Source organism: Staphylococcus sp. GW823-FHT05F06 (assembly GCF_058795495.1).
Genome location: NZ_JBXAHW010000015.1, coordinates 1 through 12,112 on the forward strand (window position 1 = coordinate 1; position 12,112 = coordinate 12,112).

General features: G+C 31.5%; 11 protein-coding genes and 1 riboswitch. Of the genes, 4 read left to right on the forward strand and 7 right to left on the reverse strand.

Annotated elements, in window-relative coordinates; genetic code table 11:
- Positions 1 to 140 precede the first annotated feature (140 nt).
- The 3 genes from AC1Q7N_RS09560 to metK form a co-directional block, all read right to left on the reverse strand.
- Entirely contained in the window at positions 141 to 977 is an 837-nt protein-coding gene (locus tag AC1Q7N_RS09560; protein ID WP_001829832.1) for an aldo/keto reductase, read from the reverse strand.
- A 179-nt stretch (positions 978 to 1,156) separates the two neighbouring features.
- A complete protein-coding gene (locus tag AC1Q7N_RS09565; RefSeq protein WP_001829840.1) occupies positions 1,157 to 2,065 on the reverse strand; it encodes a hypothetical protein in 909 nt (302 codons plus the stop codon).
- Positions 2,066 to 2,167: 102 nt separating this feature from the next.
- Positions 2,168 to 3,367 (reverse strand): methionine adenosyltransferase, encoded by a 1,200-nt coding sequence (gene metK / locus AC1Q7N_RS09570; RefSeq protein WP_001829830.1) that lies wholly within the window; start codon positions 3,365 to 3,367, stop codon positions 2,168 to 2,170.
- A 108-nt stretch (positions 3,368 to 3,475) separates the two neighbouring features.
- Positions 3,476 to 3,585, reverse strand: a riboswitch (SAM riboswitch).
- A gap of 151 nt (positions 3,586 to 3,736) precedes the next feature.
- Here metK and pckA point away from each other — a divergent pair.
- Entirely contained in the window at positions 3,737 to 5,329 is a 1,593-nt protein-coding gene (gene pckA, locus AC1Q7N_RS09575) for a phosphoenolpyruvate carboxykinase (ATP) (protein ID WP_145376532.1), read from the forward strand.
- Positions 5,330 to 5,559: 230 nt separating this feature from the next.
- Here pckA and AC1Q7N_RS09580 read toward each other — a convergent pair whose 3' ends face one another.
- Together AC1Q7N_RS09580 and ytkD are read right to left on the reverse strand one after the other, a co-directional pair.
- Positions 5,560 to 6,345: an alpha/beta hydrolase family protein gene (locus AC1Q7N_RS09580; RefSeq protein ID WP_002456431.1), complete on the reverse strand. Its 786-nt coding sequence runs from the start codon at positions 6,343 to 6,345 to the stop codon at positions 5,560 to 5,562.
- Positions 6,332 to 6,799, reverse strand: coding sequence for an RNA deprotection pyrophosphohydrolase (gene ytkD, locus AC1Q7N_RS09585; protein ID WP_002468782.1), 468 nt, complete (start codon positions 6,797 to 6,799; stop codon positions 6,332 to 6,334). Before ytkD ends, AC1Q7N_RS09580 begins: the two co-directional genes overlap by 14 nt.
- Before the next feature lie 70 nt (positions 6,800 to 6,869).
- On the opposite strand from ytkD, the gene yidD reads away from it, so the two are divergent.
- On the forward strand, positions 6,870 to 7,118 hold the full coding sequence (gene yidD, locus AC1Q7N_RS09590; protein WP_002457867.1) for a membrane protein insertion efficiency factor YidD: 249 nt from the start codon (positions 6,870 to 6,872) through the stop codon (positions 7,116 to 7,118).
- Here yidD and menC read toward each other — a convergent pair.
- Together menC and menE are read right to left on the reverse strand one after the other, a co-directional pair.
- Positions 7,115 to 8,116: an o-succinylbenzoate synthase gene (gene menC, locus AC1Q7N_RS09595; protein ID WP_002486229.1), complete on the reverse strand. Its 1,002-nt coding sequence runs from the start codon at positions 8,114 to 8,116 to the stop codon at positions 7,115 to 7,117. The two genes, yidD and menC, sit on opposite strands and share 4 nt — an antisense overlap.
- Positions 8,106 to 9,530, reverse strand: coding sequence for an o-succinylbenzoate--CoA ligase (menE, locus tag AC1Q7N_RS09600; RefSeq protein ID WP_002456429.1), 1,425 nt, complete (start codon positions 9,528 to 9,530; stop codon positions 8,106 to 8,108). Before menE ends, menC begins: the two co-directional genes overlap by 11 nt.
- A 1,250-nt stretch (positions 9,531 to 10,780) precedes the next feature.
- Here menE and AC1Q7N_RS09605 point away from each other — a divergent pair.
- Both AC1Q7N_RS09605 and AC1Q7N_RS09610 read left to right on the forward strand, forming a co-directional pair.
- Complete coding sequence (locus AC1Q7N_RS09605; protein ID WP_002456427.1) at positions 10,781 to 11,446, forward strand: Ltp family lipoprotein; 666 nt, start codon at positions 10,781 to 10,783, stop codon at positions 11,444 to 11,446.
- 161 nt (positions 11,447 to 11,607) lie between these two features.
- Positions 11,608 to 11,895 carry a hypothetical protein gene (locus tag AC1Q7N_RS09610; RefSeq protein ID WP_002456426.1) on the forward strand — a complete coding sequence of 96 codons (288 nt, stop codon included), beginning with the start codon at positions 11,608 to 11,610 and terminating at the stop codon, positions 11,893 to 11,895.
- Positions 11,896 to 12,112: the final 217 nt, after the last annotated feature.

Consider the following 12,112-nt stretch of genomic DNA (forward strand, 5'->3'; position numbering starts at 1 on the left):
ACAGGCTGAAGCTGTCCCCTAAGAAAGCGAGCCAACAATACGAAGTATTGTAAATAAAGAAGCCAGTAAATGAATTTCTGAAAACTCATTTACTGACTTTTTTGCTAGGAATTATGTCCCAACCTCATTTTACTATTGATTTACTTACCGTCAAATTCAAGAGGGTTAGGTCCAATTCTTTTATCTTGATTTAATTGATCGATTCTTTCCATTTGGTTGTCGCTTAATTCAAAATTCCATACGTCTAAATTTTCTTCTATGCGATGTGGTGTTACGGATTTAGGTATAACAACAACATCGTGCTGAATATTCCATCTTATTACAACTTGGGCTGGAGTTTTTCCTACTTCATTAGCTACTTCATTTATGACTTCATCATGGAGAATTTGTGAATTCATTAATGGAGACCATGATTCCATGATAATATTTTGAGCTTCTAAATACTTTCGTAATTTATTTTGTGTTAAATAAGGATGAAATTCTACTTGGTTAATGACCGGTTTAATAGAAACTTGGGCAAGCAATGCTTCAAAATGTTCTGGAGTAAAATTGCTCACACCAATATTTTTCACCTGATTTTGTTTATACAAGTCTTCCATACCTCTCCAAGTATCAATCATTACCGCTTCATTTGTACCTGGCCAATGCATCAGATATAAATCTAAATAATCCAGTCCTAATTTTGCAACAGATTGTCGATAGGCATCTTCCACATTTTGACGTCCAAAATCAGTTAGCCATAATTTAGAAGTTATAAATAAATCTTCACGACTTAAACCAGTCGATTCTAATCCTTCTTTAATACCTTGACCTACCGTTTCTTCGTTACCATAAATCATTGCCGTATCTATACTTCTATAACCCCGTTCGATAGCATATTTTACAGATTCTCTACATTCATCGCCATCTTTTACTCTATAAGTTCCGAGCCCTATTTTCGGCATTGTTCTTCCGTTATAAAATTGAACCGTCTCCATATAATCTCTCCTTTAATCATTGTAATTGAAAAGTTTACTAGTAATACATACCCTCTTTTTACTATTTAAAAAAGTAATACTATCAAATCAAAAAAGCCTTCAAAACAATTAATTTGTAGTAATTGTTTTGAAGACTATAATAAGCACTCATATGAAAAATAAAGTATTTCTTTAATAATTTAATTGAATGACTCGATTTTAACCATGATATCTTGTAAATCATCCACATTGTACTGTATGCGTCCATGGAAAACAAACTTGTTGAAGAATTCATCTAATTGTTCAGGACCAACTAAAACTTTAACATTTGATGACTGCGTATAATGAGAAATTGTAACATCATTATCCTTTTTAGGATTAAAATACAGTATTGATGTAGGCGTATATTTGGTATTCAATTCATTTTGTAAATCTCCTGCTAATTTTTCAATATGTTTAATCTTATCTGAATAATTAACAAAAGATAATGAATGTTGATCTTCATTTTGATCTAAGACCAATGTCTGTGGCTGTGATGAATCTAAGTCGAGCGTGTCAAAAACTTGTGACATCGTAGGTAATTCTTTAAATTGCGCACCACTAATACCATTATAAACATGGCCTTTTAATAATTGAGAATCAATTATATATAAGCCAGTTCGTGTAAGTACAAGATGACTCACACGTTCAATATTAGTTAACTCATTACTAGGCAAGAAAATATTTGCCATAATATGCATATCTTCAGGGCGTATTCTCTTTTCATTTACTAGTCTCTCACGAATACCAATTAATCGCATATCTGTAACATATTCACTATGATTTTTTGAGAATAGTTTCAACGCATCAATTTCACGATTTTTGTTACTAACTGTCACGTCAAAATCTTCTTTTTGTTTTGTAACAACTTTTTTATTCTCAACTCTCTCTTTTTCTAAAGCTTCTTCATGAGATTCTTTTAGATGTTGTTCTTTTTCTTTATAATGTGCTTCTGTTTGATTCTTCACTTTCTTCTTACTATGGTTCGCTATTAAGAAGAGTATAAAGAATAAAACAGCCACAAGTATTGCAACAATTAAGCCAATTACTGTCGGTGAAGAAAAATCCATTAAAACAACGCTCCTTTATCAGTTTCAATAACTCTAATTATAATAGAAAAAAGGCTTATTTTCGACATATATTTTATAATTATTTATTTTCTATTTTACAAGTCATTGAATTTCAACAGCATCTTTTAAAACATTGACTTTATCTAATTTTTCCCATGGTAACAATACGTCTGTACGTCCAAAATGACCATACGCTGCTGTTTGTCTATATATCGGTTGTTTTAAGTCTAACATTTTAATGATACCTGCTGGTCTTAAATCAAAATGCTTTCTTACAGCTTCAACTAAACGTGCTTCTGAAACCTTTCCAGTATCAAACGTATTAATTGAAATGGAAACGGGTTCTGCTACACCAATTGCATATGCAAGTTGTACTTCACATTGTTTAGCTAAACCAGCTGCAACAATATTTTTAGCTACATATCTTGCTGCATAAGCTGCTGAACGATCTACTTTAGTAGGATCTTTACCACTAAAACAACCTCCACCATGACGGGCATAACCACCATACGTATCAACTATAATTTTACGTCCAGTTAAACCAGCATCTCCTTGAGGTCCTCCAATAACGAAACGTCCAGTCGGGTTAATGTAAAATTTAGTTTCATCATCTAATAAAGCTTTATCTACAGTTGGGTAAATAACATGCGTTTTAATGTCTTTTTCAATTTGTGCTAACTCTACATCTTCAGCATGTTGTGTAGAAACTACAATGGTATCAATACGTCTAGGTTTGTCATCTTCACCATATTCAACAGTCACCTGTACTTTTCCATCTGGACGAAGATAATCTAAAATTTCATCTTTTCGTACATCAGCCAATCGTTTAGCAAGTTGATGCGACAGGAATATAGGTAGAGGCATATACGTATCAGTTTCATCAGTTGCATATCCAAACATTAATCCTTGGTCACCTGCACCTGTTGCTTCAATTTCTTCTTCAGAAATATCATTTCGATACTCAAGAGCTTTGTCTACACCCTGTGCAATATCAGGAGACTGTTCATCAATCGCAGTTAACACTGCCATTGTTTGTGAATCATAACCATATTTTGCTCTAGTATAACCAATATCTTTAATCGTTTCTCTCACCACTTTAGGAATATCTACATAAGTAGTTGTTGAGATTTCTCCAGAAATAAGTGCCATTCCTGTTGTTACTGTTGTTTCACATGCTACACGAGCATTGGGATCATCCTTTAATATTTCATCAAGAATGGCATCTGAAACTTGGTCAGCAATTTTATCAGGATGGCCTTCAGTAACTGATTCTGAGGTAAATAATCGTTTATTGTATGTCATCATTTTCTCCTTTAAATAAATTACGAAAATTCTCTTTAAATATGAGAGCTAAATAAAAGAGCCTTCTTCACTATATAGATAGAGAGAAGGCTCTTAAACGTCCATTCGCTCTTATCGTTCAGACCATATTTGTCTGCAAACGGTTTGGCACCTTTCTTTAAATAAAGAGGTTGCTGGGTTTCATTGGGTCCATGTCCCTCCACCACTCAGGATAAGAGAATCCGTTAAACTTAATAATATCTAATTCAAAGTATGTTGTCAATTTTATACATTGTCACTATTTCTATTTTAAAGTGGATAAATTCAATCGGTATGTTATACTATCTAAATGTAAGGGCTTACATAAATTATCGTATGGAGGGATTGGGTATGTCTATAGATACATACACAGAAACACTTAAGATAAATCAGCTAATAGAAAAAGCTACATCACATTTTCAACTATCATCAACACAATTATACAAAAAAATTTTAAAAAATCATGAGGGTGAGTTAACTGAACTGGGGGCAATAAATGTTAAAACAGGTAAGTACACTGGTCGTTCACCTAAAGATAAATTTATAGTCACTGAACCATCGTATAAGGATAATATAAATTGGGGAGATATCAATCAGCCCATGGATGAAGAAACATTTCTAAAACTTTACAATAAAGTACTCGATTATTTAAATCAGAAAGAGGAACTTTACATATTTAGTGGATATGCAGGGAGCGATAAAGAGTCACGTCTTAAACTTAAGGTGATAAATGAATTAGCTTGGCATAATTTATTTGCTCGTAACATGTTTATTCGTCCAGAATCTATAGATGAAGCTCAAAATATAAAACCCAACTTCACAATTGTTTCAGCACCTCACTTTAAAGCTAATCCCAAATTAGATGGGACACATAGTGAAACATTTGTCATTATATCTTTTAAACATAAAGTGATTTTAATTGGTGGCACAGAATATGCTGGTGAAATGAAAAAAGGTATTTTCTCTGTAATGAACTATTTGCTTCCAATGCAGGATATCATGAGTATGCATTGTTCAGCTAATGTTGGAGAAAAAGGAGATGTAGCACTATTCTTTGGATTATCAGGAACTGGTAAGACGACGCTTTCTGCCGATCCAAAACGTAAGTTAATTGGTGACGATGAACATGGTTGGAATAAAAATGGCGTTTTTAATATTGAGGGTGGATGTTATGCAAAAGCAATTCATTTATCTAAACAGAAAGAGCCTCAAATTTATAATGCTATTAAATACGGAACAATATTAGAAAACACAGTTACAAATGATGACGGTACGGTAGATTTTGATGATAACACCTATACTGAAAACACTCGCGCCGCCTACCCTATTGACTATATAGAGAATATTGTTACACCTTCAAAGGCAGCACATCCGAATACGATTATTTTCTTAACCGCTGATGCATTTGGAGTTATCCCTCCTATTTCTAAGCTAACTAAAGATCAAGCAATGTATCATTTCTTAAGTGGATTCACGTCTAAACTAGCTGGAACAGAACGTGGTGTTACTGAACCTCAACCTTCGTTTTCAACTTGCTTTGGTGCACCATTCTTACCTTTAAGTCCAACAAAGTACGCTGATTTACTTGGAAATTTAATCGATATTCATGATGTAGATGTATATCTAGTAAATACTGGATGGACAGGTGGTAAATATGGTATAGGGCGAAGAATTAGTCTACACTATACTCGTGAAATGGTAGATCAAGCTATATCAGGTAAATTAAAAAATACTAAATATATTAAAGATGATACATTTGGCTTAAATATTCCAGTTCAGATTGACAGTATACCTACAACTATTCTGAATCCTATCAATGCTTGGAACAATAAAGATAACTACAAAGTACAAGCTTACGATTTGATTCAACGCTTTAATAATAACTTTAAAAAATTCGGCAAGGAAGTTGAACATATTGCCAACAAAGGTGCATTTAATCAATAATTAATATACACATTTATCACGCTAAATTTAAAAGCATTGTGCCTGAGAAAGCTTTTAATATCTCGGGCACTTAAATTTTTATTTAAATGACGATGGAAATAATAATACATTTATTTGAGGATATCTGGATATGATAATACATTTCTAGAGTTTCAAACAGTCTCTTTATTTAATAACTAATTATTCCTAATATCTACATTGCTATCATCAACTTGTATAATCCATTGTCACTATATATTTAAATTTTTATTTTCGACGTCGTTCATCCATTGATGTATATATCGAATTACGTCTCTCATCGCAGGAGGTCGTGGTACATGACCTTCATCCAATTGATAATAGGTTTGATAATAAATTCCTTTGGATTTTAATTTTTTTTCTAAATCATAAGCTTGATGTATTCCAACTTGAATATCTTTGCCACCATGAATAATGAGAATAGGAGGACTATCTTTTTTTATAAATTGCATTGCATCTCTGCTTTTATAAGCTTTCGCATCTTTTTTTGGATGTCCAACCATTCGTCGTAGCATACCTCTCAAGTCAACTCGTTCTTCATACATTAAATGTATATCAGATACGCCACCCCAAATCATATAACTATCTACAGGCAAATCATTAAAAGTAAGTAATCCTTGTAGACCTCCACGTGAAAATCCTACCATATGTATAAATGCAGAAGGATAGTTTTGATTTAAAAGTCGAATCAAATGCGTTACATCATTTAAATCACCGCGGTAAAATTCATCTCTTCCTTCACTTCCATTATTTCCTCTATAGTAAGGACCTATAACTAAAGTATATTCATTTGCAAATTGCATAAGTCTTGCAGCTCTCACTCTTCCAACTTGCCCTTTACCACCTCTTAAGTATATAACGATACGTTTGATATCTTTTTTATTTTTCGGAATCATCATCAGAGCCTTGACTTTTAAATAATCTACAAGATATGTTACTTCATTAAAAAAATGAGTTTCATATTCGATTGGCATGCGCTTTTCCTTAATAAAATCCAAGTGTTTTCACCCTTTCCAAACAATGAAGAATCGCCTTATCATTGATTAAAAAACTTCTTTTATTTAAAGGAATATCATTAATTTGATGATAAAGACAAGGGCCTAAAGTCTCGTAATAGGTATCTACATATTCCAAATGACTTACTTCAACGAAGTAAACGTCCTTTATAAACGGCTCATCATGCTCCATTTTTATACTATACTGTGCAAAATAATAGATAAATTTTGCGATTGCCCCCGTCTCTTCGTATAGTTCTCTAATTACTGCTTCTTTACTTTGTTCGCTTATTTCAACTTTACCACCAGGAAACTCTATCCCACGATGTTGATGGTTTGTAAATAATAACTGATTATTGTATACCGGAATTGCAAGAACGTGATTGCCATTAGGCATATCATTTTCATTTTTATAGTTCAATGTTACAATCCTTCCATCTTTATCCTCAAACTCCACGTTCCTCACTTCCTCTCATCCTGTGTTAAAATATAATTATTAAATATTTAGTTGGAGGCCTTTATCAATGTTGAAAAAAATATTATTATCTCTAGTTGTATTTTATCAACGTTTTATTTCGCCACTTACACCACCAACATGTCGATTTTATCCAACATGTTCACAATACACTAGAGAAGCCATCGAATACCATGGTGCACTAAAGGGACTTTATCTCGGTGTACGACGCATACTTAAATGTCATCCATTGCATAAAGGTGGCTTTGATCCTGTTCCATTAAAAAAAGATAAAAATTCTAAAACCACACATCATCATTAAACTTTGTTAAGTAAAGAACGTTTGACTTTAGGGGGAGTGAAATAAATCATTCCCCCTTTTAATATGCCACTTGTCTCTACGATATCGTTAGAAAAATAATAACCGTGTGGCGTAATATCACCCGGATAACTTCCTTCTTTAGCTAACATTGCTGTAAAATATCTACTTAGACCAAACTCATACATGCCCCCAACTACAAACCTTATATTTTTTTCTTTCAAAATTTTCATGGCGTTTAACATTCTATCTATTCCCCCAAGTCTAAATGGTTTTAACACGACGACTTGTATGGGATATTGCTGAATTATTGATTGTATTTTTTCTATAGAAAGTGCCTTTTCATCGATGGCAATTCTAGGAAAAATAGACATATCAATATCATTTAAATCTTCTAGAATTTTAAAAGGTTCTTCAATATATATAATATCTGATGTATTTACGTTGGCTAATTGTAAAAATGATGGCTTTGTTAATGATTCATTTGCATCTATAGCAATATCACAATCAAAATTTAATAAACGTATAGTTTCAAGATCTTTGATGAGTGATGTTGACCATTTAAGTTTTATACGTTTCGGTCTTGTTTCTAATAATGTTTCAATTTGACTATTAGTTAAGCCACTAACTGTAGCACCGTATTGTACTTCAAAATCATGCAAGTCGTTATACATTTGATAAACAGCCATGACAACCATTGATCTAGCAGCTGGCACATCATTCATTTGATTTAGGTAAGGTAACCATGAATCAAAAGATGTCATATCTTTATGAAGTACTTGCGGTATCCACTGTCTTAATCTGTTTACGACTGTGAGTATTGTTTCTTTATCATACCAATTAGTTAAAAATGCATTACATTCTCCATAATAAGTTTCTCCACTATAAGTTACTATTTCCGTAAACAAACTTTCTCGATGCGTTAACTTCACTTTCGGTGTTGAAATTGGTGATTTAAAAGGTTCCTTATAAGTATATAGATTGATTGCCTTAACTTTCATTATTCTTTCCCTCATTCAAGTCTTCACTTTTGACCTTTTTACGTTGTAATTTACCTGTCGATGTATAAGGTAAAGATTTGACCTGATAATATTTTTTAGGAATTTTATATCTAGCTAAATGATTCTCAAAATGTTCTATTAATTCAGTTTGATTAATATCTTGATTTGTCACATAATATAATATTGGTACTTGACCCCAAGTATCATCTGATATTCCTACACATACGGCATCTTCAATGCCTTCAAAGTCTTTTGCGATTGTTTCAATTTGGTAAGGATAAATATTCTCTCCACCACTTATAATCAAATCTTTGCGCCGATCATATATTATGACGTAACCTTCATCATCTATTTCAGCTATATCTCCAGTTTGAAAATACCCATCATTATCAAATGTGTCTTTTAAATATTTGGGATATAAATAACCATTCATCACATTTTCACCTTTAATTAATAACTCTCCATGTCCATATGCGTTGGGATTTTTTATTTTCACTTCGACATTTTCACTTGGTTTTCCAACAGTATCGAAACGTTCTTTGAGCATTTGAGGTGAGGCTGTTAGAAACTGAGAGCAAGTTTCTGTCATACCAAAAGAATTATATACAGGTAAACGATAAGTCAATGCTTGCTCAATTAATTGTGGTGATAATTTAGCACCACCTAGCAGAATTTTTTCTAAAGAAAATGGTTGAGTCAATCCTGCATCCATTAACCACTTTAACGTTTGTGGAACAAGGGACATATGGGTGATTGGATAAGTCTTTATTTGTGTTAACATATCATCAGTTTGAAACTTTTTAACAAGTCTGACAGTGAATCCTTCTATCACTGCGCGCAAAATAACACTGAGCCCAGAAATATGATATATAGGTAAGACCGAAAGCCACACAGTATTTTGTTCGAATCCTAAACTTTGTTTACAGCCTTTAGCACTGGCTAAATGATTATTAAACGTTTGAGGCACAGCTTTTTGAGGTCCCGTCGTTCCAGACGTAAACATAATTGATGCAATCGATTCTAAATTAAATTTGTAACCTGAAACATCATGTTTATCTAATTGTGTTAAATCATTAAAATGATATAAATTAAACCCTTCTAATTCTAAAGGCAACGTGTGTACAATCGTTGCTATGTCGACTGAATTCATTTGATTTATCATCTCATGTCGCGTTAAACGTGTATTTATCATAGCTATTTCAATATGAGCTAACCAACAAGCATGAATCAAAACAACTGAATCAATATCATTGCTTATATATAAACCAATCCTTTTCTGATTTAAAGAAGTTAAATATTCCGCGATTGTTTTTGCACGATGATATAATTCTTCGTACGTTAAAGATAACTGATTTGTAACAATCGCTAATCGATTTCCATTTGATTGAGCTTGTTCCTGTAACCAAAAATTCACAATGCATTCCTCCAAATTATATACACGTATAATTATACCTACTTGCTTATTAAATATCAGTAGTTGAGCTTAATATGTTATTTTCAACTTAAAGTAATACGTCCAAAAGTCAATCCCCTATTGAAAATGTGGACTACATGCGTCAACTATAAGTCTTTAATGTAATCATGCTTTTAAGTTAGTAACCTACGCAACTTTCATTATCACATTTCAATTAATAATGTGCTCTATTTATTTTCATCAATCATTCTATTATTAACTATATATACATTTTTATAAGAATCGTTCTCTTTTCAAAAAGAATCACCTCATGAATTCATTGTTTAATATATTTTATTTATATAATATTGTAACACCGTTTAGTTTGTTATATTTTTAAATTACTTTATATAACACTATGGGGTTTTATATGAGTACCGAAATTGTTAAATACTTTTTCCGAGATATTTCACCGAATAATAAACTATAGATTGAAGGGAAATAGATGAAGCTACAAAACTCACTCATTCTAACATTCCAATAGGAATAAAGAGAATTTAAACTGTAACTGATAATGTTTAATGTTACTAAATTAACAGAATAAAACTTCGTAATGAAAAACAATCAAATTATCACTTATATTACACCTGATGTTACTGAAGATGAAATGAGAGAAATTATAGCTTTTATGGATTAATAAAAACAAAAGAAAAATAGCGATAAATAAAGAGAGACGCTTATATTACTAATTTACACTTTAGTATGATTACGTCTCTTTTTTATATATAAAATTACGCATAATTTAAACCTTCATATAGGAGTTGATTTTATAAATATAATCAATATGCAATTTCTAAAACTAAATAAGGAGTGAGAATTATGCATCAATATAAGGAGTTGATTGATGATATAGATATTAAATATATTGAAATGCCAAATAAATTAGAATGAGTCATTTTAGGTAGTGAATTATATGTTAACAGTAAATTATCATCAAGTTCTTATGTGAGAGAAGACATCAACACTTACTATGTACTATGTGAAAAGTAATTTAACTAACGCACTAATCTCTTTAAATCAAATTGAAAAAGCAATCAACGCTCACGATTGCAAAACACTTCAAGACTTGAGTAATTACTTTAACTTACCTACTACACATTTATTTCTAACAATGTGATTCTATAACCTTAAATATACAAATTTGCTTTTTTCAATATATTAAAAATTAAACCTGCTACTTTTCATCAAATAGATACACAGGAGGACGTTTTATGCAACAAGAAACGACATCATGGTACAAACAAGAATGGTTTATAGTTTTATCACTTTTATTCATTTTTCCACTAGGTTTATTTCTCATGTGGAAATTTAGCAAGTGGCCATCTATTGCAAGAACAATCATTACTGTTGCAATTTCAGTTATCGTATTAGCAAGCATTACCTATTATGGTAATCTACAAATGATTGTACCAGCAACATCAAATTCAAATAACGAAACTAAAGAAACTACAGAGAATAATGTAAATGATAAAGACGAGCGAAATCATAAAACTGCAGTAGAAGAAACAAAAACTAATTATGACTCCACCAAAGAAAATACTAAAGAACCTGGAAAAGAAAATGAATCTGCAACACGATTGGAGAACTCTGCGCTTGAAAAGGCAAAGTCATATTATGATGATTTTCACATGTCTAAACTAGGAATTTATGATATTTTAACATCTGAATATGGAGAAAAATTTGATAAAGAAGATGCACAATATGCTATAGATCATCTAGAGGCTGATTATGAAAAGAATGCACTTGAGAAAGCAAAATCATATGCCAAAGATATGCATATGTCTAATGACTCAATTTACGATCTTTTGGTGTCTAACTACGGTGAAAAATTTACAGAATCAGAAGCAAAATATGCTATTGAGCATTTGGATAATTAAGTTTACGGACGAGTTACTTTCTCGTCCTATTTTTTAGCATCAAGAGAAGAACAACGAGAATGAATGTGAAAAAATTAATATAACATGGTCTTATGATTTTAGATGTAAAATAAGAGCTATCGTAAAAGAGGTTATAAAACTAAAAAGTAGCGTATAAGACAATGCAACTTAAATACAATGAAATAAATAAGAACCAACTCATTTCGTCTGAAACACCGTTTCTAGAAAACTTTCAAGATTGTATAAAAATTAATAAAAAGAACAAAATATCACAATCAACTTTAAACTGTTATTATAATGCATTAAATATCTTTGATGAAAAGTTTGGCAATACAGCTATTAAAAATTTTTCACAACTTAAATATAGCGAAATGTTAAAAGAGTATGCAGAAGGTCACATTATTGGTGGACATAAAAAAGACATACGAAAGCAAGTGTTCAAAAATTAAATAATTGCTTTTCACAAGCTTTTAAAGATGCGTTAAATGAGGAAATAATTGAACGTGATCAAACTTGGAACGACCCTATCTATGAAAGGAAACCTACAAAAAAAGAAGAAGATAAATTCATGTCTTTAACTGAATACAGGAAATTAAAATAATTCTCAACTTGTAAAAATGAATTATCATATTTAGCAATTTTTATACTTATAGCTGCAGGTGGACC

What these genes read in the sequence shown, in the direction of transcription:
- AC1Q7N_RS09605 (WP_002456427.1), top strand. Translation starts at nt 10,781, where the DNA reads ATGCAACAAGAAACGACATCATGGTACAAACAAGAATGGTTTATAGTT.
- metK (WP_001829830.1), bottom strand. Translation starts at nt 3,367, where the DNA reads ATGACATACAATAAACGATTATTTACCTCAGAATCAGTTACTGAAGGC.
- menC (WP_002486229.1), bottom strand. Translation starts at nt 8,116, where the DNA reads ATGAAAGTTAAGGCAATCAATCTATATACTTATAAGGAACCTTTTAAA.
- AC1Q7N_RS09565 (WP_001829840.1), bottom strand. Translation starts at nt 2,065, where the DNA reads ATGGATTTTTCTTCACCGACAGTAATTGGCTTAATTGTTGCAATACTT.
- AC1Q7N_RS09560 (WP_001829832.1), bottom strand. Translation starts at nt 977, where the DNA reads ATGGAGACGGTTCAATTTTATAACGGAAGAACAATGCCGAAAATAGGG.
- pckA (WP_145376532.1), top strand. Translation starts at nt 3,737, where the DNA reads ATGTCTATAGATACATACACAGAAACACTTAAGATAAATCAGCTAATA.
- AC1Q7N_RS09610 (WP_002456426.1), top strand. Translation starts at nt 11,608, where the DNA reads ATGCAACTTAAATACAATGAAATAAATAAGAACCAACTCATTTCGTCT.